The sequence below is a fragment of the Bdellovibrio sp. GT3 genome (genome assembly GCF_037996765.1).
Taxonomy (GTDB): Bacteria; Bdellovibrionota; Bdellovibrionia; order Bdellovibrionales; family Bdellovibrionaceae; genus Bdellovibrio.
Genome location: NZ_JBBNAD010000004.1, coordinates 976,276 through 998,821 on the forward strand (window position 1 = coordinate 976,276; position 22,546 = coordinate 998,821).

Sequence of the window (22,546 nt, forward strand, 5' to 3'; positions counted from 1 at the left end):
AAATGGATTTGAAACCTGGTAGTCACATTCACTTGATGGGCATTTGCGGTACTGCGATGGCCTCTATGGCCGGTCTTTTGAAAGACCGTGGATTCAAAATTACAGGCAGTGATTCGAATCCGTATCCTCCAATGTCCACGCAGTTGGAAAGTTTGGGGATCACAATTCAAAAAGGATACAAAGCCGAGAACCTTCACCCGAAGCCTGATTTCGTTATTGTTGGGAACGTGATTTCCGCAAACAACGAAGAGGCTCAGGAGCTGGTAAAGCTGGGCGTGCCGTACACGTCTTTGCCTAAAGCGATGGGTGAGTTCATCATCGAAAATCGCGAAAGCATCGTGATCTCCGGAACCCATGGAAAAACCACAACGACGTCGATGATGTCGTGGGTTGCGGAAAATGCCGGTAAGAAACCGGGATTTTTGATTGGTGGTATTCCAAAAAATTTCTCGCAAAGTTTTAAGAATCCCGAAGGCAACTTGTTCGTGATTGAAGGCGATGAATACGACACCGCTTTCTTTGATAAAGTTCCTAAGTTTGTTCATTACAAACCAAAGCACGTGGTCCTGACTTCTGTGGAGTTCGATCACGCGGATATTTATAAAGATCTTCAGGCTGTGAAAGACTCTTTCGCCAAGCTTATGCATTTGATTCCGAAAGACGGGACTCTGCTTGCCTGTGCTGAAGATGCGAATGTGATGGAGTTGCGCAAACTTTGCAAAGCGACAAATTCATTCACTTATGGATTCCACGCTGACGCTGATTTTAAAGCCAAAGTGTTATTCCAAAATGAAAAAGGCGTGGGCTTTGAAGTTCACCATAAAGGTGAAATTCTGGGACCCTACAACATGCAGATCACAGGTGACTACAACATTCTGAATGCCACTGCTGTGGTTGCGATGTCAAAGTGCCTGGGCTTTTCAGAGAACAGAATCCAGATTGCCTTGGAATCTTTTGATGGTGTTAAACGTCGTCAGGAAATCCTGGGGGAGCCGAATGGCATCCTGGTGATCGAGGATTTTGCCCATCATCCAACGGCGGTTCGTGAGACCGTGAAGGGGATTCAGAAAAAATATCCAGGTCGTAAAGTCTTCTCGGTTTTTGAACCTAGAAGTGCAACGTCCCGTCGTAAAGTATTTCAAAAAGACTACGTCGAGGCCTTTAAAGGCTCCCACGAGGTCATGCTTGCCAAAGCCTTTGATCAATCCAAGATTGATGAAGAGAACCGCTTTTCGTCTCATGAATTGGTAAGTGACTTGAAAACTTCAGGCGTCACTGCAGAGGATTTCGATTCCGCTGATCAGATTGTGAGTGCATTAAAGTCCCGCGCCCACCGCGGCGATGTGATTTTGATCATGTCCAATGGGGGATTTGATGGGATCTATACCAAGCTGATGAAGACCTTGGAGTAAATTTTGATTATAAAAAAAAGCCCGGGAGACCGGGCTTTTTTGTTTCTATAATCCAGTGAATTTTATCGTCACGTTGGATGGCAGGAAGTAACCTTTGCGATCGCGCATGATAAAGACTGAAGTGTTGGGATCCGGTTCCAACAAAGTTCTAAGGCGTTTGATTGAAACGTAAATCAGATTGTCATGAACTTCAGGATTGTAGGCGTATCCCCAGACCTTCTCGATCAGATATGATTTTGAAAAGCGGTCGCCCGGATTATTTGCAAATAAATTCAGAAGATCAAACAGGATATGCTGATTTTTGAAATCCACATCTCCTTGAGTGCGGCTTTTCACTTTGAAAGCCATAGTGTCGATGGTGAGATCCGCAGAGTCCGCTTTATTGTGGTCTTTGATGAACTGACTCTTAACCTTTTGCAAGCGGTGAGGGGTGTCGCCGTCAATACCCTTCATTGCCAGAGATTTGTAAACGACAGCCTCACTGTGTTTCCCCAGCGCCTCATAAACCGAGGCCATGTGCACCAGAATGTACACATTCAAATAGTGCAAGGAGTACATCTGTGCTTTTTCGTAAGCTTTCCAAATGGCTTCCAGCGCGTCGTCGGCGCGTTTTTGACTTAGGAAAATATGACTTTTTAAAATCAGACAGCCTGTGTGGATTTCATCCAGCTTCAACTCTTTGGTCAGCAGCAGGGATTTGTCCAGGTACTTCAGGGCTTCAAGAGCATCTTGATTCATGGAAACCATCGCCAGCTCCTGAAGCAGTCGCGAAACTGTTTCCAAGTCCTGGTTTTGTGTGCACTCTTCCAGGGCTGTTAAAAAATATTCCTTGGCAGAAGCAAAATTTCCGACGGACATCTGCCATAGACCGATTACATGCAAAATACGCCCGTGTGTTTCTGTATTGGCCGGATCTTTTTCGTAGGCAAAGAGTTTTCTAAAGTAGGAATTATATTGGTCCAGTGTGCCCATTTCCGAGCTGGCCTGGATGAGATAACGAATTCCCACCAACCAGCTTTGTAAATCTCCAATGGCATCGGCCTCTGAGCATATCAGCTCAGAGTTTTCACATACCTGCGGGTAGTGACCACGCTGGTAGTTTAGTTTTGCCAAATTTAGATTTGCGGAGATTTCACTAAACATAGCGAAAGGTAATAGAGCCAGGTTCGGATTACGTCAAGATCTTACAGAAAGTGAAATCGGAAATCATTCCATTTTATGCGTTACATAAAACCGAACATTCAGGACCGGTTTTCTCAAATTGGGACAGAAAATAATCAGATTTAATTCCTCACTCTAAATATCCGATAAATGGACGTATTTAAAATGGAGAGAGAATGAAACAAGGTTCATGGTTTAAAGGTATCAAGGGTAAGTTGTTAGTGGCTGCACTTTGGCCTCCGGTGGGATTCGCAGTGCTGGGTTTTGTGGCATTTATGGGAGTGAGCTCTCTGAGTGGGATGTTGAACAAATCGTACACTGAAATGATTCCGAATGTGGAATCCCTGGGGCAAATCGAAGGAGGGCGCGCTCGCATCGGACAGTATCTTTGGGGCGCCTTGGCGAATCTTAACTTTGAGAAAAGACGCGATATCTATATCGAAAAGCTGGGACAGGCTCTGCAGGAGTATAAAGATTCAATTGCAAAGTATGAATCAGCTCCGTTTATGCCAGGTGAGGGCGATGTCTATCAACCTATGAAGGTCGGGCATGCAGCTTATGTTGCGAATGTCGAGGAGTTCATTAAGACACTGAAGTCTCCGACTCCTGAGAATTACGAGAAAGTTCGTGCCGCAGCGGCGGAAGGTACCTACCAAGCACAGTCGGTGCTAATCAAGAATACGACTTCAAAACTGAATAAAATGTATTCGGATGCGGTCGTTGCGAATAACCAATTTCAAAGAGCCGAGACTGAAAAAATCTTTAAATGGGTTGTTGGAATCGGTGTGCTTTGTGGACTGGGGGTTTTTGCGGGTCTGATGTTTATTGCATCTCGCTTAAGTAAAAATGTTTCTGAGGTTGTGCATCAGCTTTCAGACTCCTGCGGGCAAGTGAACTCGGCGATCACTCAGTTGACGGAAGCAGGGCAGGGTTTGTCGCAGTCTTCGACGACGTCGGCGGCTTCGCTTGAAGAAACTGTGGCGGCTCTGGAGGAAATGAGTTCCATGGTTTCCATGAATTCAGACAATGCGAAGCAAGCGGCGAGTTTGTCGCAGGCTTCACGTTCGGCGGCAGAGGATGGGGAGCAAGAGATGCAAAAACTTGTGACCTCGATGCATGGGATTTCCCAGTCTTCCAGAAAAATTGAAGAGATCATCAACGTCATTGACGATATCGCCTTCCAGACGAATCTGTTGGCATTGAATGCCGCGGTGGAAGCAGCCCGTGCTGGAGAGCAGGGGAAAGGATTTGCGGTTGTGGCGGAGGCGGTTCGCGGCCTGGCTCAGCGCTCGGCAGTGGCGGCTAAAGACATCAACGGTCTGATCAAGGACTCGGTGAATCAGGTTGAGGACGGATCGAAGATCGCTGACAAAGCGGGTGAGGTATTAAAAACGATCGTGAACTCGATTAAAAAGGTTTCCGATCTGAACAATGAAATCGCAGCGGCAAGTTCAGAACAAACAACGGGAATTCAACAAATCAGCAAAGCGATGAATCAGCTGGATCAAAGCGCTCAGGCAAATGCAGCGTCTTCAGAGGAAATTGCAGCCACGTCAGAAGAAATGTCATCCCAATCCAAACAGATGTACTCCGTGGTGATGGTGTTGTCAGACGTAGTCATTGGCGGGAAGACGGCTAATGCCGACGGAAATGAAGCTCCAGCGGTGGTGGCTGCTGCGCCGAAAGCAGAGAAAAAAACCACTCCGGCGAAAGTGGTTGCGAAGGTTCTGCCAATGAAGCCAGTGCAAAAAGCTGCTTCAAAAAAGGCAAACCATTCAGCAGAAGTAAAAGCCTCTGAAGTGATTCCCTTCGACGACGACACAAGAAAAGTAGGCTCCACCGACGGCTTCTAAAACGCCTAAAAGGCGCCTGCCGGTTTTTGGCAAATCAACGAGTTAAATTTAGTAAAGCTCAGTCGCAAGACTGGGCTTTTTCTTATTTATCCGGACCTTTTTCGGAAGTATAAATATTCTTCTTTTAAGGGCTCTTTCCATTAAAACCTTGTCTGTGGGATCAACCGACTGGTTAACCCATTTCAAAGTAAAGGAATGGGATTCATTAAGTATTTCGTCAGCAAGAATAGGGAAGTGCAATCTTCCTCTTCCAAGTTTCAAATTTAACGTGGAATAAGGATAGCTCTCGGCGCGGTCACAAAGCCTGGCTTCAACTGGATTTCGATAAACATACTTATAGACATTGGTTAAGTAGTGATTTTCATCGATTAAAGTGGGGTGAAAACGACGTCCCCAAAGTTGGTTTTCAATGTTTGCCTTCGAGTTAATACAACGGCTTGTATGACTCATAAGATAATTCATTGCCTCACTAAGATTTCCTTTTGGCGCACGAATAATGAGATGGAAGTGATTGTTCATCAGAACAAACGAAATGATCTCAATACTGTATGCATGTGAAATAAAGAATAAGTAGTCTTCGAAAATCGACCACACCTCCGGCATGGGAATTGGGAAGTAGTCGCGATTCCGGCAGCGGCCGGTGATGTGGAATGGGAGGTCTGTTGAGATTTGGCGATATAATCTGGGCATACTTAGATGGGAAGCAAAAATGAGTGCAGGGTGGGAGTGTGGAGCAATGCAAGGTAAAAGTGAATGTCTGGAATTCGGATGTTTGGCTTTTGGTGGGAAAGGCGGGAACCGGCTGGCGCCTTTTGGATGGGCGGTGCGTTAATTTGGATTTTCGGAGTGAAACGGGGGTGGGTCGTGCGGTAGGGTTTTCGCCTATGTCAGCGAATCTTACACCACTAATGAAGCAGTACTGGGACATTAAATCTGTTCACCAGGATAAAGTTCTCCTTTTCCGTATGGGCGACTTTTTTGAGATGTTCTTTGATGATGCGGTTAAAGCGGCTCCGGTATTGGGGATTGCTCTTACGCAAAGAAATAAAAAATCAGCCGACGAAACTCCGATGTGCGGTATGCCTCACCATTCTGTGGCGGGCCCCATCAACAAACTTCTTGCACACGGTTTTAAAGTTGCGATTTGTGATCAACTTGAGGATCCAAAAACAGCCAAGGGCATCGTTAAGCGTGGGGTGACTCGTGTTTTAACTCCTGGAATGGTTTACGACTCTGATACATTGGATGGCACGAAGCCACACTACCTGGTGAGCGTGGATCAAGACTCGATCAGCTTCCTTGATTCAACAACGGGTGAAGCCTTCTACTTTAAATCAAAAAACTCTCAAGAACTTTTGCGCTTTGTTCAGCTTTTGCCGGTGGCAGAAATTGTTATCGCAAAGGAGCATCAGGCACTGTTGGCAGGTTTAGAGCACATTTTGATCTCTCATCATGAAGAATTGATGGAGACTGAAAATGAGCTGCTGAAAAACGGCGCGCCGGCATCGGCTGCTCGTTTGTTAAGTTATGTTCGCCAATTGTCAGGGGAGGAGTCCTTAAAAACTCTTTCTCCATTTGTGGAAAGAGATCTTGAGCACCGTTTGGAAATTTCCAGCACGACGTTGCGTCACTTGGAAGTTTTCTCAACCTACAAAGGCGAAGGTCTTGGTAGCTTGTTTCATGCGATCAATCGCACTCAAACTTCAGCGGGCAGTCGTATGCTGCGCCAATGGTTAAGTTTCCCTCTTCGTGACATTAAAGCTATCGAAAATCGTTTGAACTCGGTCGAGTTCTGGCGCACCCACATGCTTGAATTGAAACGTGCCCGTCAAATCCTTGGGCAAATGGGTGATATCGAACGCCGTTTGGGAAAAATCTCACAACCTCAGTGTAACGGTCGTGATTTGCTGGCTCTCGCTGGCAGTGTTCACGCAGGTATCAGTGCTCTTGAGGTTTTCGTTCAAGCCAGTGGCTCGACGGCAAATTTCGATAACCTGCGCAATCTTGCGTATAAAATTGAAAGAACTTTGGTCGAAGATCCACCTTTGACAACGAAGCAAGGTTACTTGATTCGTACCGGTGTGACTGCTGAACTTGATGAATTGATCGAGCTTTCCACCAATGCGCAGGCCATGGTCGCGCGCATGGAAGCGGAAGAAAAAGAAAAAACCGGCATCACAAGTCTGAAGATCCGTTACAATAACGTTTTTGGTTATTACATCGAGATCACTAATACTCACAAAGACAAGGTGCCAGCGACTTATCAGCGCAAGCAAACTTTGACCAATGCGGAACGCTACTGCACTGATGAGTTGGTTGAGCTGGAAAGAAAAGTTCTTTCAGCGAACACCAAACGTGCAGATCTTGAGTTTGAGTTTTTCGAAGCGCTTCGTAAAGACATCCTGACTCAATGCCCGGCGCTTTTGACTTTGGCGCATGAATGCAGCGAGATGGACGTGATCTCAAGTCTGGCGTGGCTAAGTCTTGAAGAGAAATACGCACGCCCGCAATTTACAGAAAACGGGTCCTTACAGCTAAAAGCCAGCCGCCATCCGGTGGTCGAGCAAACTGTAAAAACAAATTTCGTAGCAAATGACATCGAACTTCACCCGCACTCGTGCTTGTTGTTAACCGGACCGAATATGGCCGGTAAATCGACATTGATGAGACAAGTGGCTTTGAATGCCATCATGGCACAAATGGGTTCCTTCGTTCCGGCTGATGAAGCAAAACTTCCAATCTTTGATGCGATCTTCACGCGTATCGGGGCCAGTGACCAGTTGTCTGAAGGTCTTTCAACTTTCATGGTTGAGATGACCGAGACTTCGGCGATGTTGAAAAATGCCACACAGAATTCTTTGGTAATTCTGGATGAGGTGGGTCGTGGTACCAGCACATTCGATGGAATGTGCTTGGCGCAATCCATCCTTGAGCATTTGTTGAGCGAAGTGAAGGCGTTAACATTCTTTGCAACTCACTATCACGAATTGACGTCCTTGGATCAAAGTTATGGTCAGATCACCAACTCCCACATGACTGTGGCTGAACGTAACGGCGAAATCCGGTTCCTTCATACTTTGGTGAAAGGTCCAGCTTTGAAATCCTATGGTGTTCAGGTGGCAGAGCTTGCTGGCTTGCCAGCGACAGTCACCAAGCGTGCTAAAAGCCTTTTGCGTGAGATTGAATCCAAACGTGTTCAAGCCAGCAGTCAGCTTTCACTTCTGGACCATGTTGAAGAAACACTTGAAGCAGCTTCACACGGCTCCGTGGAAGTTCCAGTGGTTCCTGAAGGTGTGAAATCTTTGATGGCGGAATTGCAAAAGTATCCATTGTTGCAATCAAGCCCTCTTGAAGTGATGAGCCAGGTTGCCAAGTGGAAAGAAATCGCTGAAAACACCAGCTTGCAATAGGTCCGGAATTGGCTGATCATTTTAGGTATGGCAGCCAAGACGTTTCTCTCCAGTGAACAGCTGGTTCAAGCTCAGGAAATTCTAAATCCACCTTTAATGACACCTGATGGAGATGTCCGTCAGGTGTTTTGTTTTTTCAGCCAGAATTTTTCAATGTGGCTCGGGGCCAAGCTCGAAGAAACTTTAAAAGCCAATCCCTCCTGGCGCGATACACATCCTATTATGCTGGGTTCCTGGGCGCGGGGTGAATTAAGTCCAAAATCAGATATCGATATTTTATTCTGTGGCGACGAAGATAAAGTCCGTGAATTCACCACTCAGTTGCAGGAACAGGGGTTAAAACTTCGTTACCGCATGCCTGCCAATCCGGAAGATTGGACTGAGGGAGTGGAAGCATTTGATGTATTGGCTCTTTTGAAAGCCAAGCCAATGACTCCTGAGGGTGCCCGCAAACTTTTTGAACAGCAAAAAAGAATCTGGTCCAGAAAAAACATGTACCGTAAGGGCCTGTTGAAAGCAGTCAAAGAAGAACGCAAAGCCCGCGAAATCAGATTTGATTCCATCACGAACTATCTGGAGCCTAATATTAAATACGGAGCCGGTGGTTTGCGCGATCTGGAGCAGGGGTTGCAAATTTACGAACTGTTCGCGGAGCGCTTCACAAATCCCGGCCATGCCCTGAATGTTTTAAACTACTATCGGGATTATTTGCTGAGCTTAAGGCAAAAGCTTCACCTTGAAGGTCATGGCGATATCCTTTCCAGTTCCGTGCAGTTTGACCTGGGTAAGTGGATGGGATTTAAATCCCATAAGGATTTCATGCGCAGTCTGCAGCGCGGGTTGTCCCGTGTGAATTTCTATTCAGACTGGATCATCGCGGTTGCTGATGCACCAGAGGAAGTTCTAAAGAAAATTGAACGTTCAGAATTCTATAAACCCGGTGACTTGTTTTCAGCACTTGAAAGAAACTCCAGTGTTTTGATGCAAAAGAAAGTGCGCGAGGGGTTGGATAATCTTATTCCGGTGACGCAGCTTAAGAAGCTGGGAAAGCTTCGCGGTCAGGAATTGAACAATGTTCTTGATGTGAAGGCAAAAGACGAATTCATATTCAGTGTTTTTCGCTCACGTTTGATTGATCGTCTGGTGCCCGAAATCACCCGCCTGGTGGGGTATGTTCAGCATGATCAATATCATCGCTACACCGCGGACTCGCATATTTTGCAAGCTTGCCGCGAGATCAAGCGTGTCTATGCCAAACCCAAAGAGCTGGGACCTTTGCAACAGATTGCAAAAGAGCTGACCAGTTATGACTGGCAGATTTTGACCTGGACGTGCATGTATCACGATCTAGCCAAGGGGCTTGATAGTGGAGACCATGCAGAGGTCGGAACTGATATCGTGGTGCGGGATTTCAAAACCTTTGGCTTTACAAAAAAAATGACCGACGACGTGAAGTGGATGGTGAAAAATCATTTGGAACTGTCGCAGGCCGCATTCCGCAAAAACTCCAAGGACCCGCGCGTATGGCAGGAGCTGCACGATAAGGGTGTCGAGAAAAGCGCACTGAAGCGTCTTGCGATCTTTACAGCGGTTGATATTCGCGCCACCAATCCCGAAGCCTGGAATGAGTGGAAGGGGCGCCTGCTGGCGGAGCTTGTGGAAAATCTGGAAAGTAAAAGAGCACAGGATTACTTTACCTTCCGCACGCTTAAAGCAGAAAAACATCTGCATATTTCCGAAGAGATCTACGAGGAGCTGGGGCCGGTTCTGGTGGACAGCCTTTCCATGAAAGATCTTGTTGAGGATTTAAAAAAAGCAGAGGACTCGGCAGAATCTTTGCCTCCTAAAATTATTCAGACAAAGCGGGGTGAAATCTGGATTCGCCTGCACCAGAAGCGCGATCGCAAGGGTGTTCTTGCGGATTACGTGGGGCAATTTTATTCGTTGGGATTGGGGATTCGTCATGCCTCCATTCATACTTTGCCCAAAGTTGGGGTGTATGACTGGTTTCAAATTACTTCACAGAAGAATCTAAAAACTTTGGAGCAACTTCTAAAAAGCTCCCAGCTGAAAGATAAAGAAATTCCCGCAGTGAAATTTGACAGCATTCAGATTATGAGTGCCCACGACAAGGAATGGGTGATCAGTTTCCGTGGACCAGATCAGGCGGGGTTGCTTGCGGCAGCGGCGAAAGCTTTGAGTGAATTGAACGTCAGTATTAAATCCGCTCGCGTGCACACGTGGGGCCGTCAGGTGGATGATATTTTTATTTTAAAAGCCCAGGGTGAACCAAAGGAGCTGCTGCGCTCTCTTCATGAGAAATTCAATCTCCCGCAGGAGTGATTAACTGACTGCGGGCTTGGAGTTTCGTCCCAGCCAGAACGCCAATAGAGCAACAAGAGTTCCTACGCTGAGCACGATGCAGACGCCATGCCATTGCCCTGCATTCCATGCATAGGATCCCAGAAGCGATCCCAGTGCTCCGCCCATAAAATAAGAAAACATGTAAACAGTATTTAAACGACTGCGAGCATCTGCGCGAAGTGCAAAGACCCGGGTTTGATTTCCAATATGAGCTGCCTGAATACCAAAGTCCAAAATGAATATGCCGATAATAAGGCCGATCAAACTTGCGCCGGATCCCCAAAGAATCAGTACTGAAAGAGCCAGAACACCAAGTCCGATCGCAACACCTGTGCGTGCTCCTTTTTTATCTGATACCCGGCCGACAACGGGAGCAGCCATGGCTCCAGCGGCTCCTAATAAACCAAACAAGCCCACTTCCTTGGCGCCCATCCCAAAATGCGGAGAAGACAGCAGAAAGATCAATGTGGCCCAGATAGAACTAAAAACACCGAAAATCATAGCCCCCACGACAGCGGACTCGCGCAGGATGGGTTCTTCCTTAATCAGTTTACCGATGGATTTGATCAATCCTGCGTAAGATCCCGTGTAGGTGACCTCACTGGCAGGTAAAATGAAGTACAATCCAGCAGCGAGGATCACCATTAAAACGGCAGCGAAATAAAAGACCACGCGCCAGCCGAAAAGATCACCAATAAAACCTGCCAGTGTTCGTGAGCACAGAATGCCGATCAGCAGCCCGCTCATAATAATGCCAATAACTTTTCCGCGGTTTTCATTGCTGGCGAGGTGGGCGGCAAAAGGGATGATCAACTGTGGGACCATCGTAAATAGTCCAATCAACAAACTTGCGATCACCATGACCCATAAACTGTGGGCCGTCGCCGCCAGAATCAATGCCGCTGTCACCGCAAGGGACGTGATGACGATAAGCTTGCGTCGCTCAAACATGTCGCCCAGGGGAACCAGAAATAGCATCCCCAAGGCGTAGCCAACTTGGGTGAGTGTCGGAATGATGCCGACCTCTTTGACTGTGACGCCGAAGTCTTTTTGCAACTCTGCCAGCAAGGGTTGGTTGTAGTAAAGATTCGCAACGCTTAAGCCTGTGGCGATGGCCATGATCCAGACGGTGGTTGCAGACAGTTTGTTTTGAGATGTTGAATCAGACATAGGTGCAAGCTCGCTCATGAAGGGAAAAGTAAAACACCCACTTTTTGGGTGGGTGTCTTTAAGTGACTAGTTCGATTTTTTCTTAGGGGCGCCAGTGATCCCTGTGTGGTTGCGCCAGTTGTATGTTGGGTCAGTTTTGGTTCTGTTGTGCCAAGCTTCCCATTTCTTTTTAGGGAGCTTGTGGGATACATTTCCTTTTTCGTCGAAGATATCTGGATCTTTGCCAACTAGAAATTCAAGTACGGATTTCATGATACCCATGTGCGCTGCTCCTTAAAATAATACAGGAGCCAGTATAAAACAGGATCTCCCATGGGGGAATAGGAAATCCTGCTGATTAATGCATTGTATTAAGAGCGTGGATTTGCACAAACGTCGATGATATCCAGACCGCGTTCTTCAGAAACTTTACCTGCGCCTTTGTAGTGGTTAAAGCATTGTTGTGCAGCCACACGGTAGGCGTCTTCATAGCTTTGAGCTTGTTTTTTGATCTCGAAGGATTGTCCAGAAAGCTTGTATTTAAACGTATATTCCTTTTGGACTGCATCTTTAGAGATCCAGGCAAAAGAGCTGCAAGAGTAAGCTAGTACGAAGATAGTTAAAAGTGCTTTCATAAATCCCCCTTGAGATTCGTTATTGTCTTGTTACTGATAGGTAAAGCACGGGGCGTGCCAGAGGATTGCGCATATAGCCTAAAAATACCTTGGTAAGTATCTGAAATCCCTGATCTAATTGGTCTCAATTTGAACCATGCCGGGACCCTGTTCAGAAGTGAGACGGGTGACGTGAATGGTGCAACCCATGTTAACGGACTAGACAGGGAGATCGCGGCTTATGAGAAGCTTTTGGAAGCAGTTATTTGTAGCTGTTGTATTGGTATTTACGGGTACAGCGGCCTCGGCCCAAACTATCGTGATTACTGACATTGATGATACGGTTCGTCCCCAGTACGTGCAGGACCTCTCGGATTCTGCCAAGTACGTATTCGACAAAGACAGCCTGTTTTTGGGAATGAGTGAACTTTTGAATGTGGTCGCCAAGGACGCCGAGGCTCGGGTATTTTATGTGACCCGTGCACCGGAATGGTTGTTGGGAAATACCCACCGGGAGTCTTTGGCCAGAGGTCGATTTCCAGGGGGAGTTTATTTCCCGCGCACGGTGCATTCCAAGGATAAGCACAAATACAAGGTCATAGAGGAGATCATCGACAAGACCCGTCCTGCTGACGTGATCATGCTGGGGGACAATGGCGAGGCGGATCCTGGCGTCTATAACACCATGTCGATGATGTATCCTGGGGTCCGCTTTCATCAATACATCCGCAACGCCTATAACACCCCTAAGTACGGTGGTGAGGGAACTTCGCTTTACCTGGGACAGCAGTTTTTCGTGACTCCCATTGAGGTCGCTTTGGATCTGCAAAGACGGGGTTTTTTGAAAAATTCTTCAGTCCGGTCTTTAGTTGATTCCTTGGTACCCCGAATTGTGGCAGAAAAGGGGAAACCCAAGCGAGGCGTGATGGCATTTCCCTACTTTGTGACATGCCGGGATTTTTACTGGTCATGGGATCAGGAAATTTCTGTTTACCCTTCGCTTTTGGATCTTAAAGCGAAGATTGAAAAACGCTGCAATAATTAATGATTTTAAAGTACCAGTTACCGCAAGTTTACCAAAACCTTCTGCCTCGTGAAATCCTGCAGTTCGAACCCCAGGAAACGAAGGCGACTTGCGATACTTGTGCAATGTCACGACCTCGCGAAAAGGGCACGATCCACTATCGCGAGGATTTGAAGTGCTGCACTTTTCATCCGTTCATTCCTAACTTCATGGTAGGAGCGTTGTTCAACGATCCTAATGCCACTGAAGCTCATCGTATCTTCCGCGCTAAAATGGCCAATCGTGAATACGCTTTGCCAATTGGAATGGTAGCACCCGTAAAATTCCAGGTCGCCTTCAATAACCGTGAAGAGGGCGATTTTGGTCAGCGCGAAGACTGGCTGTGCCCGTACTACAACAAAGAAAAATCAAACTGCAACGTGTGGAGAAACCGCGGCGTTGTGTGCACGACGTTCTTCTGTAAAAGCTCTTACGGCGATCGTGGTATTGAATTCTGGGATCACCTGAATAATTACCTTTGGTATGTCGAGCTGGCGCTTTTGGAAGAAGCCCTGGTGATGCTTGATTTTTCACCACGTCAAACAATGCAGTTATTGGATTATCACAACCGCACGGACGGCACAGCGGCTGAGAAAAAGTCCTGGAGCATGGACGAAAAGAAGCACAAAGAGCTTTGGAATGGCTATCACGAGGATCAGGAAGGTTTTTACAAAAAATGCTTTGAGATCGTGTCAAACTTGGATAAAAAAGCCTTCCACGAAATGATCGGGGAGCAAGGTCAATCCTTAGAGGAGACTTTGTTTGAGATCATCCCAACGTTGAAAGTGATTTAAGATGTCTACAATCCAGGAACGCCAAGCAAAAATCATCTCTGACTTTTCTGCCTTTACGGATTGGGAAGACCGCTATAAAAAAATCATCGAAATGGGCAAGTCACTTCCTGCAATGCCTGAAGAATTCAAAACAGAGCAAAACATCGTAAAGGGCTGTCAGTCTCAAGTGTGGCTGCATGCTGCGATGACTGAAGACGGCAAGATGAACCTGGTTGGTGATAGCGACGCATTGATCGTTAAGGGTCTTGTGGCGCTGTTGTTGAAGGTCTACTCGGGCGCAACGCCTAATGAAGTTTTGATGACACCTCCGGAGTTTTTACGAGCTTTGGGTTTCGAAGGCAATCTTTCTCCAAGTCGTGCGAATGGTCTGCATTCCATGTTAAAGCAAATCAAGCTTTACGCGACAGCGTTTGATTACATGTTGAAATTAAAAAAGTAGTTTGCAGTCTGATTTTTAATCGTAAATATTGCGCGTTCTTCATTTCCACATCCGATTCGGATGCGGCAGCGCAGTGGGAATGGCGAACACTATTCCATTCAATCCGACAAACTTTCTTCTGAACACGGTGAATTCGACGGTGAGTTCTATGCGCACAAATGTTCTATTTTTGGTTATTGAAAATGGCCCAAATTGATTCATTTAAATGCGACCATGTTTATCCGATAAGTTCGTGATGAAAACTGGATTTGAACTAGTGTCTTTATCTGTAAAATATCCGTTTCAAAAGGTCTGGGCATTGAAGGACGTGAGTCTAACGATTTCACCCGGAACTTTTACCGTTGTACTTGGTGCAAATGGAAGTGGAAAATCTACTCTTATTAAGTGTCTCGCTGGCTCACAGCGGTGGACCCAAGGAACTTTGAGTTTGGACGGACGATCAAGGGCAGTCGACAATACGAATTTCAATGCACAACAGATATTGGTATCTGAAGATATCATTCTACCAGACTTCACAATAGCAAGATTGGTGCATACCTATCAAAAAATCTGGACCGATTTTGATCAATCAACTTTCGAGAGAATTATGAAATACAGTAATCTTGCGAGAGATAAAACTCCTAAAGAATTATCACGGGGTCAGAGAGTTTTATTACAGTTTGGGTTAGCCTTAGGAACTCAGGTTCCGATCATACTGGTGGATGAGGTGACTGCGACATTGGATCCTTTTGTGAGGAGAAAAGTAGTCGAGGAGTTAGATCAACACGCAAGACGTTCCGGTACTGTTGTGATGGCTACCAATATTGCATCTGAGACCCAGCACGTAAACTCACAATTAGTTTTGATAAACAATGGAATAGTATTTAAGACAGGTGAGCATCATCAAATCAGGCAGCAATTCGTTAAAAAATATTTTGAAAATTCAAAAGTAGATAATATGAACCCACTTTGGGTCGAAGTGAGTAGAGATGATGAAGGAATTTTTGCGGTAACGGAGCGCGAATCTAAGGAGGGTGGAGATTCTGCTCTAGTAACGCTCGAGGAGATGTTCACCTACCTTGTTGAAAAGGCAAAGAGATGATTTATTTCATTTTTCAACGAATGAAAAACGTCTGGCTCGCTATGTTGATAGTAGTTGGTCTTTCGCACGCTGTGCATTCAATCTCAACTGCGTTTGATGTTTTTGGAGTCATCGGTGTGATGATTTGCATTTCAGTGAGCTCGCCAACTAATTGGCTGCTAGTCTTGCCGTATTCGCGTAGAAAGATTATGGGATGGTTTGCACTGGACTCGTTGGTTGCGACGCTTTCAGCGGTTCTTTTTTCAGCACTTATTGCAATTCCATTTAATCTTTTCCCGGTTGATAAAGAGTGGGATGACTCCTGGCCTCAGTATTTTACGTGGGGAAGTGTTTTCTTATTTTGCGGACTGGCGCGATTTAGCTTGCCTATTAAGCACCAAGGTCCATTGAACTATTCTAATATCCTCAGAAAGCGTCTAATTTGGGTAAGTTCGATTGTAGGAATTGGGGGAGTGTTGCTCTTTTACTTTGGCAAGCAGCCGTTGTTCTGGCTCACCTTGTCTTTGTTGTTTGTAATCGTTGTCCCATTGATAAGTTATCAAGGGCTTGTTCCTCCTTCATTTTCGTTAAAGCGGTTTCGTAATCGGACTGCTGGCGTTTTTATTAGTTTATTGATTGCGATTGGATGTTACGGACTTTGGATGATTTACATTTCGCCTGTGAATAAATATAGTGAATTGGTCTTGGGGATGATGGGAGATTTACGCGTTCCAATTTCGGAGCCAAGAGCGTTGGAGTTACTTAAACACCCGAGTGTGGGTGAATCCAAATATTCACTTTATCTGAATGAAAGTTTCGGATCTGGGCTAACACTTGTTGATGTTAAAGCAAAGGCAGAAAAGTGTAACCATGCGGATTGTTTTGCTCTAGCTACAGTGATGTCGCGTTCTTTCAAGGAAGGAGATAGACTTGAAATTTTTGCGGCTATTCTAGGACGATGTGGACTTAAACAAAGCCCATCAACATATGTTTACTGTAATACTAAAATCGAAGAGAAATACGTTGATGAGTTGTTTAATGTACTTGCCAAATCATCTGCCATAGAGGCCTGGTTGCAATCGGACAACGTTAATAAAAGGTTCGCGGCACTTCGATGTCTGGAGTCCATTGGTGCCAGCATAATTCAAATGAAAGAGATCGATTCGATCATTGAAAAATATAATGATATTTCCTCTTTTGAAGCAAATAGACTGATTTCCTTTCATCAACCACGGAAGTTAATTTTTCAAGCTAAGTGCAAAATCGATAAAACAGATCTCCTTTGTGCAGAAAAGGCCGATTTTTGGATATCAACAAAAGATTCAAAAGACCATCGCGACTAGATATTTGTTTGTAAACTGCCCAATTCATTGCAGATACATCATTTCTGCACCCGCTACGGGTGCGGCAGCGCGCATTGTTTGTGCACCGCAAATATTCAGAAAATGCTTCCCTATTTCATTTTACAGTCTTCAACGTCTTTCGCGCTGACAGTAACTCCCTCGACTGATTTACCTGCCATCAACGGATCCACACAGTCTTTCCAGAGTTTCTTTTTGGCGTTACGATCGCCGCCGACGAAGCCCGCAGCTTCGCAAGCTGATTTTACTTTCTGACAAGGTCCGGTTTTGCCACCGTGTCCTTGGCCGCCACCAAATCCTCCGGGATTTGCGTTCGCAGTCACAGTTCCAAACAATGCAAGAGTGATGAGTAGTGTTTTCATATTTCCTCTGAAATTAAAAAGGCAATCCGAAGTGGATTGCCTTTTTGTTGATTGCTAGACAGTCGAACCAAAGGTTCGCCCCACTATACAGTAGCGTGAACTCTGTGAGTGTCGTCCATGTCGTCAAGGTAGTTCAGGAATTCTTCAACGTCTTTTCTTTGGGCGTCGTTAAGTTCCGTGATGTTTTTAGCTTTGTAAGACAATTCTGATTTAGTGACTTTCCAACCGCGCTTGATCAAAGCATCACGAACAGAATCAAGATCTGTAGAGCCCGTGTAGAACTCGTAAGAGCCTTCGTCTTCGCCAGGGCCTACTTCGTTGGCGCCTGCTTCGATAGCTTCTTCATCTGGATCGAATGTTCCAGGTTTAGTGCCTTCCAAAAGACCCACGTGTTCAAACATCCAAGCAACGGAACCAGTCTCACCCATATTGCCTTCATGAGATTTGAAAGCGTGGCGCATGTCTGGAGCTGTTCTGTGTTTGTTGTCTGTTTGGCATTCTACGATCACGCCGACGCCATGAGGGCCGTAGCCTTCGTACATCAACTCTTCGATGATCTTGCCGTCATCAAGAAGGCCTGCGCCTTTTTTGATCGCACGATCGATTGTATCATTCGGGCAGGATACTTTTTTAGCAGCATCGATTGCCAGACGAAGACGAGCGTTGGCTGCCGGATCTGGGCCTCCAACTTTGGCTGCGACTTGAATCTCACGCGCCAATTTTGTGAATATTTGACCCTTTTGTTGGGCTTTCTCTACTTTACCTGCGGTTTTCCATGATTTTCCCATGGTTGAATTTCACCAAATCACGAAGTATTTGGCAAGCGAGGGAGCTGCATGTAAAACGCTTCCTATGTTGACCTTTGATATTGCCGATGTTTGGACCAAAATTAATCAGATTGAGCAGTCATGTGAGGAGGCCTTTAAGCTAAAGACCCCTTATTTGGCGCCCAGGGATCCAAATCGCGATATTGACTTGCTGCATCCAAAATACCACCCTCCCAAAAAGGGATTTTCGACCATCGAAGGCCAGGCTCGTATGCTTCATGACCTGGCCAGTATCGAGCTTCAAGCCATGGAGTTGGGGGTGCGCACACTTTCCGAATTCCCTGACGCCCCTGAGGGTTTTAAAGAAGAGCTGATTGCGGTGACGGTTTCCGAAGCCCAGCATTTGCGCATGTGCCTTGAAGGCATCGAAGCCCTGGGGTTTAAGTGGGGAGACTGGCCAGTGCATGCAGCTCTTTGGTATGCCGTAGCGCCCGAGGATACTCTGTTGGATCGAATCTTGATCGTACATCGTTATCTGGAAGGCAGTGGTCTGGATGCAGGTGACACCTTGATTCGTCGCCTGGAAGGAACTTCCGGCAAAGAGAGTATTCAAAAAATCGTGAAGCAAATCAATTTTGAAGAGATCGGTCACGTGGACTTCGGTTCGCGTTGGTATCGCGAGATTTGCCGTCTAAATAAAATCGACTCAACTGTGGATTTTCCAAAGCGTATGGATGATCTTCGTCATCGTCTGCCTAAGCGTGTGGAGCCGATCAACCGCATTCTGCGCGGAAAAGCGGGTTTCACTGATGAAGAAATTCAGTATTACGAAAATCTGCGGTTGGATTTTATCAATCCCCTGGCTGTATCTACACAACGTTAACATGAATTCAGAATGCATTTCGATGGTCTTTGTTGATTGAAACAATGACTTTCACTTCGAGGACGGTACACTTTAGAAATGAAAAGTGTGTTCATCCTTGTTTGCTGCATTCTTCTGACATCGGTTTTCTCAATACCGACCCGAGCAGCTCCGGCTCGTACCACGCAGGTGTCTCAAGCTTGTGAGAGAAACTATACTTTTGGTTTGATCACCGTTCCACCAATTTACTTTGTGCAGTCCGGAAAGAAAAGTGGCCTGGGTTATGAGTTTTCAATTGAGGCCATGCGCAGGCTGGAATGTCGATTCACGGAAAAAGTGGGGGTTGTTTCGGCTTTGATGAATTCATTTACCAATAACAGATTGGACTTTCTAGGGCCTCTGACTGACAAAGTTGCATTTAAGAATTCGGAATTCATCGGACTCTGGAATGCACCAAGAATATTGGTAATAAAAAAAGCAAATATAGATGTGAAGGCGAAAAATCTTGAGGCCTATATTTTTGATTCGAAGCTGGTCTTTGGTACTCTTATCGGCGGGAACATTTATTACCATGAAGAAGAAATCAATACTCTAAGGAAAAGCAATCGCGTACGTCCCTATGCAGGTGGAGAAGATATCGTTAGAGCTTTGCGGGCGGGAAAAGTCCAAGCCCTTATTGCGGGTCCTTACATTCTTGGACACTACTTTGATAAAAAAGAGCTCGCTGAAGATTATGTTCAAATCCAAGGGAACGGAAATCCATTGGAATGGGGATTTCATCTTTCAACGACACGACTGAATAGCGACGAGCGGGGTCGGTTGAGAAATGCTTTCTTGAAAATGAAGGAAGATGGAACAGCTGAGCGGATTCAAAGTAAATACAAGCAATTTGAATTTCAGGATCGGGAATAGCCGGAATAACTGTGGATGTTTGACATTCAGCAAAATACATCTACCATACAGGTATGACCGGTATTTTAATGAACGTGTTTTCACTTCTATTCACCGTGAATGTGTCGCTGGCGCAGGATTCTCTGCCGCAGAAAAGCACTTGCGAAAAGCGTTACGTTATTTCATTTCAAGATGATGCCCCGGGTTTCTTTATTGATAAGAATAATAAGAAGAACGGAACTGCTTACGAACTTTTGTTGGAAATTGTTCGTCGTCTTGGTTGTAAATCCACGGAACAGGTAAATTCCTATCTGATCGCTCGCGAAAATATGGTCAGAAATAAAATTGATATCTATGCACTGGGAACACCTGACGATAGATTCGCGAAATCCGCCGAGTTTGTGGAGATGTACCGAATTCCCAGATATTTGGTGGTGAATAAGAGATATGTAAGTGGCGAAGCCACTATTGAAAGTGTTCTTGCGAATCCCAAGGTTAGCTTTGGAAATGTGCTCGAGGGGCGACTGTTTATTAAGGAATTGGAAATGAAAGCCCTGGTCGCTAAGCATCGTTTGCGGGAGTATCCGGGGCCGGGCTTGGTGTTTAAGGCGCTTTTGGATGGGCGCATTCAGGCAACGTTCAGTTCCCCGGCATTTAATTATTATTATCTGACGACGGAGAATCGAATGCAGGACTTTTACTCCATTGAGGACGTTAAAGGCGAGCCGATTATTTCTGGATTTCATCTTTCGAAGAAAAGACTGTCAGAAAAGGAAAGAGCTGAGATCCGTAAAATTATCACGGATATTCGTCAGGACGGCACACTTGCAAAGATCGTGAAGAAATATGTGAACTCTGAGGATTTAAAGCACTATCAGCCGCTGACTCAGTAACCGTAGATATCACGGTTAGAACAATTCCAGATATTCTTCATCTGGTTGCCGCGGATCTTGAAAGTTTCAGCCAATAAGAAACACTCAGGACGGGAGTTCAGCAGGCGCTGTTTGTTGTCGCTCCAGCAATACCATCTCATATCGTCAGCATTTTCCGGATCGGGATTGCGGTCGGCAAAATAGTCACAAATGTCCGGAGACAGGACCGTCTTGTTTTGAGTGAGGCAGCTCCACTCCTGACCCAATTGATATTGGCTGCTGGTTTCCGCTTTCAATATGCAAGAAGGCAGTCCTGGCGTGATTAACAGTGAGTATTTGTATTGATTTAATACTTCACGGGCACTCATGAAGACGCGTGCCTTCAGAAGCGGATCTGCTGTTTTTAAAACCATTTCCAGAAAGTCCATGTCCTCAAGGCGCCAGAAAGGTTTCATGACCTGCAACGCAATCGTGCGTTCATACTCCTTGTCGGGGGAGGCGATTTTGGTAAATAGAAACGTCCTGGTGTCCTCGTTGAGCTCTGAATAACAACCCAATGTCAGCATGAAATAAGGGGACCTCGCAGACAGTTCACGCAGGCGCAGGAAAGACATGTTTTGAAAGCCCGGCTCGTCGCGGATGATGCCGCAAATCTGGCGAACTTTGGCGTAGTTCATAGTTTGACCATAGGCTTTATCCAAAAGCATACGAACTTGCATGTCGCGGGAAAAAGGATCTACAAGGCCCAGGCTTGCAGAGACTTGCATGACATCATGCTGGATGGTGACAAGCTCTGTGTTGTTGGCTTTAATTTTTGCCAGGGATTTTTTAATAATGTCTTTGCTGACGGAGTCAATTTGCCCGGCAATGGTGTCACCGTAAGAAAGCTGGCTCGCAAGAGAGTCAAAGAAAGTGGTGACTTTGTTTTCCTGGGCAATTTGAACGACGGCTTTGCTTTGTGTTGCTTTGTCGTCCGAGCGAAGTGCGCAGTATAATCCACGGTCTTCGGGAGTTACCGCTTTCCAGGGAGTGGTCTCACGGAAAGACTGTCCCTTGAAGGCCGCCGCCAATTTTGCATTTGGAGCAGACGAGAGGTTGTCCAGGTGAGAGTTGTAGTTGCCAACGCTTTTTAAATATCGATTCAAAATAGGTGCTGCATATTTACCCAAAGGACCGGTGCTGTAGAATCCATAGAGTTTTGTCGTGTCAGGGAATATTGAAGCAAATCTCTTTTCAAGACTGAATCCCTGTTGGGCATAGCGCGATGCCACGACTTGCTCTGCAAAGTCCAAGGGAATGCCGTCGTTCAACAGAACATTCAGGTATTGATCAATAGTGCGGTGATCTCTTTTTTGAGACGCCAATGTGTTGCACCCCATCAGGAAGACTTCCTTGGGATTTTTCAGGATCCCCGGGCAGGAGTTGTCGCAACTGGATTTTTCCATTTGTGCTATGTCGATGGTTTGCGAAGTTCCTTCGCCAAAAAACAATCCACCAAAATGACCCGAGATCAAAAGGACATCGCATTGGATGCCACTTCTGCAGGCCTGCTGAAACCAGCGGGGGTCTTTGTTGTCAGGTACAAGTTCTACGAATTTGAAACCCTGCTTGGTTAGAGCTGCTGCAAAGGTGGCGATTTCATCGTTGGAATTAAGAGTCATGCTGCAAAATGTTTTCGCAGCATGAGCCGTTGAGCTCACGAGTAAAGCAGTCAATATCAACGTTTTTACCAGTGAATTGAGTTTCATATTGATTATTTGGAAGCGGTTTTGATGGTGCACGTATAGTTAGTGGGTGTGCCGCCAAATTGCAGTTTTCTGCATTCAATCGTTGAGTTTGTGGCATCAACTGATGTGACTTTGATAGCAGGGTAATCAGACTGATCGATTGAGATGCTGGAATTGCCTTGGGAAGATGCTAAAAGGGATTCTGTCAATATGGCTGCATTGCTGTTGCTGTAGCCTTCAAGTGTCACCTCTGCGCCGAAAGCTGATGAAGCGAGAAATGAAATGGTTAAAGCCAATGCGATTGTTTTCATATTACGAACTCCTTAATTTTAAGTCTAAAAAGGGGGCTCTTTATCACTTGCAATTAAGGTGCTGGAATGTGCTG

21 protein-coding genes are annotated in these 22,546 nt (G+C 45.8%); 12 read left to right on the forward strand and 9 right to left on the reverse strand.

All coding sequences use genetic code 11. The features are described from left to right. The first annotated feature begins 2 nt into the window (after positions 1-2). Positions 3-1,412: a UDP-N-acetylmuramate:L-alanyl-gamma-D-glutamyl-meso-diaminopimelate ligase gene (gene mpl, locus AAAA73_RS06335; protein WP_340597348.1), complete on the forward strand. Its 1,410-nt coding sequence runs from the start codon at positions 3-5 to the stop codon at positions 1,410-1,412. A gap of 45 nt (positions 1,413-1,457) precedes the next feature. Here the strand turns inward: mpl and AAAA73_RS06340 are convergent, their stop codons facing one another. Then, positions 1,458-2,555 carry a helix-turn-helix domain-containing protein gene (locus tag AAAA73_RS06340; protein WP_340597349.1) on the reverse strand — a complete coding sequence of 366 codons (1,098 nt, stop codon included), beginning with the start codon at positions 2,553-2,555 and terminating at the stop codon, positions 1,458-1,460. 194 nt (positions 2,556-2,749) lie between these two features. Between AAAA73_RS06340 and AAAA73_RS06345 the strand changes: the two genes are divergently transcribed. Then, positions 2,750-4,426, forward strand: coding sequence for a methyl-accepting chemotaxis protein (locus tag AAAA73_RS06345; RefSeq protein WP_340597350.1), 1,677 nt, complete (start codon positions 2,750-2,752; stop codon positions 4,424-4,426). Positions 4,427-4,474: 48 nt separating this feature from the next. Here AAAA73_RS06345 and AAAA73_RS06350 read toward each other — a convergent pair whose 3' ends face one another. Beyond that, positions 4,475-5,116: a transposase gene (locus tag AAAA73_RS06350; RefSeq protein WP_340597351.1), complete on the reverse strand. Its 642-nt coding sequence runs from the start codon at positions 5,114-5,116 to the stop codon at positions 4,475-4,477. Positions 5,117-5,310: 194 nt separating this feature from the next. Between AAAA73_RS06350 and mutS the strand changes: the two genes are divergently transcribed. Continuing rightward, positions 5,311-7,836, forward strand: coding sequence for a DNA mismatch repair protein MutS (gene mutS, locus AAAA73_RS06355; protein WP_340597352.1), 2,526 nt, complete (start codon positions 5,311-5,313; stop codon positions 7,834-7,836). A 27-nt stretch (positions 7,837-7,863) separates the two neighbouring features. Continuing rightward, complete coding sequence (locus AAAA73_RS06360) at positions 7,864-10,179, forward strand: ACT domain-containing protein (RefSeq protein ID WP_340597353.1); 2,316 nt, start codon at positions 7,864-7,866, stop codon at positions 10,177-10,179. Here AAAA73_RS06360 and AAAA73_RS06365 read toward each other — a convergent pair whose 3' ends face one another. From AAAA73_RS06365 to AAAA73_RS06375, 3 genes are all read right to left on the reverse strand, one after another. Next, positions 10,180-11,370, reverse strand: a complete 1,191-nt coding sequence (locus tag AAAA73_RS06365; RefSeq protein ID WP_340597354.1) for an MFS transporter — start codon at positions 11,368-11,370, stop codon at positions 10,180-10,182. Between the two features lie 66 nt (positions 11,371-11,436). Then, complete coding sequence (locus tag AAAA73_RS06370) at positions 11,437-11,631, reverse strand: hypothetical protein (RefSeq protein ID WP_340597355.1); 195 nt, start codon at positions 11,629-11,631, stop codon at positions 11,437-11,439. An 89-nt stretch (positions 11,632-11,720) separates the two neighbouring features. Next, the gene (locus tag AAAA73_RS06375; RefSeq protein ID WP_340597356.1) at positions 11,721-11,984 is read right to left on the reverse strand and encodes a hypothetical protein; all 264 of its coding nucleotides are present in this window, start codon (positions 11,982-11,984) and stop codon (positions 11,721-11,723) included. 220 nt (positions 11,985-12,204) lie between these two features. Here AAAA73_RS06375 and AAAA73_RS06380 point away from each other — a divergent pair, with 220 nt between their 5' ends. The 5 genes from AAAA73_RS06380 to AAAA73_RS06400 all read left to right on the forward strand — a co-directional run bounded on the left by AAAA73_RS06380 (position 12,205) and on the right by AAAA73_RS06400 (position 16,662). After that, a complete protein-coding gene (locus AAAA73_RS06380) occupies positions 12,205-13,008 on the forward strand; it encodes a phosphatase domain-containing protein (RefSeq protein ID WP_340597357.1) in 804 nt (267 codons plus the stop codon). A gap of 104 nt (positions 13,009-13,112) precedes the next feature. After that, positions 13,113-13,820: a hypothetical protein gene (locus tag AAAA73_RS06385; RefSeq protein WP_340597358.1), complete on the forward strand. Its 708-nt coding sequence runs from the start codon at positions 13,113-13,115 to the stop codon at positions 13,818-13,820. Position 13,821: 1 nt separating this feature from the next. After that, a complete protein-coding gene (locus tag AAAA73_RS06390) occupies positions 13,822-14,259 on the forward strand; it encodes a SufE family protein (protein ID WP_340597359.1) in 438 nt (145 codons plus the stop codon). A 235-nt stretch (positions 14,260-14,494) separates the two neighbouring features. Continuing rightward, entirely contained in the window at positions 14,495-15,340 is an 846-nt protein-coding gene (locus tag AAAA73_RS06395) for an ABC transporter ATP-binding protein (RefSeq protein WP_340597360.1), read from the forward strand. A gap of 20 nt (positions 15,341-15,360) precedes the next feature. Next, entirely contained in the window at positions 15,361-16,662 is a 1,302-nt protein-coding gene (locus tag AAAA73_RS06400) for a hypothetical protein (RefSeq protein ID WP_340597361.1), read from the forward strand. A gap of 110 nt (positions 16,663-16,772) precedes the next feature. Here the strand turns inward: AAAA73_RS06400 and AAAA73_RS06405 are convergent, their stop codons facing one another. Together AAAA73_RS06405 and AAAA73_RS06410 are read right to left on the reverse strand one after the other, a co-directional pair. Continuing rightward, positions 16,773-17,042 (reverse strand): hypothetical protein, encoded by a 270-nt coding sequence (locus AAAA73_RS06405; protein ID WP_340597362.1) that lies wholly within the window; start codon positions 17,040-17,042, stop codon positions 16,773-16,775. 83 nt (positions 17,043-17,125) lie between these two features. Further along, the gene (locus tag AAAA73_RS06410) at positions 17,126-17,830 is read right to left on the reverse strand and encodes a YebC/PmpR family DNA-binding transcriptional regulator (RefSeq protein ID WP_340597363.1); all 705 of its coding nucleotides are present in this window, start codon (positions 17,828-17,830) and stop codon (positions 17,126-17,128) included. On the opposite strand from AAAA73_RS06410, the gene AAAA73_RS06415 reads away from it, so the two are divergent. The 3 genes from AAAA73_RS06415 to AAAA73_RS06425 all read left to right on the forward strand — a co-directional run bounded on the left by AAAA73_RS06415 (position 17,829) and on the right by AAAA73_RS06425 (position 20,455). Then, positions 17,829-18,692 carry a DUF455 family protein gene (locus tag AAAA73_RS06415; protein ID WP_340597364.1) on the forward strand — a complete coding sequence of 288 codons (864 nt, stop codon included), beginning with the start codon at positions 17,829-17,831 and terminating at the stop codon, positions 18,690-18,692. The genes AAAA73_RS06410 and AAAA73_RS06415 overlap by 2 nt on opposite strands. A 78-nt stretch (positions 18,693-18,770) precedes the next feature. Then, a complete protein-coding gene (locus AAAA73_RS06420) occupies positions 18,771-19,583 on the forward strand; it encodes a transporter substrate-binding domain-containing protein (protein WP_340597365.1) in 813 nt (270 codons plus the stop codon). A 53-nt stretch (positions 19,584-19,636) separates the two neighbouring features. Then, the gene (locus AAAA73_RS06425) at positions 19,637-20,455 is read left to right on the forward strand and encodes a substrate-binding periplasmic protein (protein WP_340597367.1); all 819 of its coding nucleotides are present in this window, start codon (positions 19,637-19,639) and stop codon (positions 20,453-20,455) included. On the opposite strand, the gene AAAA73_RS06430 is transcribed toward AAAA73_RS06425, so the two are convergent. Both AAAA73_RS06430 and AAAA73_RS06435 read right to left on the reverse strand, forming a co-directional pair. After that, complete coding sequence (locus tag AAAA73_RS06430; RefSeq protein WP_340597368.1) at positions 20,449-22,182, reverse strand: hypothetical protein; 1,734 nt, start codon at positions 22,180-22,182, stop codon at positions 20,449-20,451. The two genes, AAAA73_RS06425 and AAAA73_RS06430, sit on opposite strands and share 7 nt — an antisense overlap. 5 nt (positions 22,183-22,187) lie before the next feature. Beyond that, positions 22,188-22,472, reverse strand: a complete 285-nt coding sequence (locus AAAA73_RS06435) for a hypothetical protein (protein WP_340597369.1) — start codon at positions 22,470-22,472, stop codon at positions 22,188-22,190. Positions 22,473-22,546: the final 74 nt, after the last annotated feature.

Bases quoted from the DNA above. Each gene is read 5' to 3' on its own strand.
- mpl (WP_340597348.1), top strand. From the start codon at position 3: ATGGATTTGAAACCTGGTAGTCACATTCACTTGATGGGCATTTGCGGT.
- AAAA73_RS06340 (WP_340597349.1), bottom strand. From the start codon at position 2,555: ATGTTTAGTGAAATCTCCGCAAATCTAAATTTGGCAAAACTAAACTAC.
- AAAA73_RS06345 (WP_340597350.1), top strand. From the start codon at position 2,750: ATGAAACAAGGTTCATGGTTTAAAGGTATCAAGGGTAAGTTGTTAGTG.
- AAAA73_RS06350 (WP_340597351.1), bottom strand. From the start codon at position 5,116: ATGCCCAGATTATATCGCCAAATCTCAACAGACCTCCCATTCCACATC.
- mutS (WP_340597352.1), top strand. From the start codon at position 5,311: ATGTCAGCGAATCTTACACCACTAATGAAGCAGTACTGGGACATTAAA.
- AAAA73_RS06360 (WP_340597353.1), top strand. From the start codon at position 7,864: ATGGCAGCCAAGACGTTTCTCTCCAGTGAACAGCTGGTTCAAGCTCAG.
- AAAA73_RS06365 (WP_340597354.1), bottom strand. From the start codon at position 11,370: ATGTCTGATTCAACATCTCAAAACAAACTGTCTGCAACCACCGTCTGG.
- AAAA73_RS06370 (WP_340597355.1), bottom strand. From the start codon at position 11,631: ATGGGTATCATGAAATCCGTACTTGAATTTCTAGTTGGCAAAGATCCA.
- AAAA73_RS06375 (WP_340597356.1), bottom strand. From the start codon at position 11,984: ATGAAAGCACTTTTAACTATCTTCGTACTAGCTTACTCTTGCAGCTCT.
- AAAA73_RS06380 (WP_340597357.1), top strand. From the start codon at position 12,205: ATGAGAAGCTTTTGGAAGCAGTTATTTGTAGCTGTTGTATTGGTATTT.
- AAAA73_RS06385 (WP_340597358.1), top strand. From the start codon at position 13,113: ATGTCACGACCTCGCGAAAAGGGCACGATCCACTATCGCGAGGATTTG.
- AAAA73_RS06390 (WP_340597359.1), top strand. From the start codon at position 13,822: ATGTCTACAATCCAGGAACGCCAAGCAAAAATCATCTCTGACTTTTCT.
- AAAA73_RS06395 (WP_340597360.1), top strand. From the start codon at position 14,495: ATGAAAACTGGATTTGAACTAGTGTCTTTATCTGTAAAATATCCGTTT.
- AAAA73_RS06400 (WP_340597361.1), top strand. From the start codon at position 15,361: ATGAAAAACGTCTGGCTCGCTATGTTGATAGTAGTTGGTCTTTCGCAC.
- AAAA73_RS06405 (WP_340597362.1), bottom strand. From the start codon at position 17,042: ATGAAAACACTACTCATCACTCTTGCATTGTTTGGAACTGTGACTGCG.
- AAAA73_RS06415 (WP_340597364.1), top strand. From the start codon at position 17,829: ATGGTTGAATTTCACCAAATCACGAAGTATTTGGCAAGCGAGGGAGCT.
- AAAA73_RS06410 (WP_340597363.1), bottom strand. From the start codon at position 17,830: ATGGGAAAATCATGGAAAACCGCAGGTAAAGTAGAGAAAGCCCAACAA.
- AAAA73_RS06420 (WP_340597365.1), top strand. From the start codon at position 18,771: ATGAAAAGTGTGTTCATCCTTGTTTGCTGCATTCTTCTGACATCGGTT.
- AAAA73_RS06425 (WP_340597367.1), top strand. From the start codon at position 19,637: ATGACCGGTATTTTAATGAACGTGTTTTCACTTCTATTCACCGTGAAT.
- AAAA73_RS06430 (WP_340597368.1), bottom strand. From the start codon at position 22,182: ATGAAACTCAATTCACTGGTAAAAACGTTGATATTGACTGCTTTACTC.
- AAAA73_RS06435 (WP_340597369.1), bottom strand. From the start codon at position 22,472: ATGAAAACAATCGCATTGGCTTTAACCATTTCATTTCTCGCTTCATCA.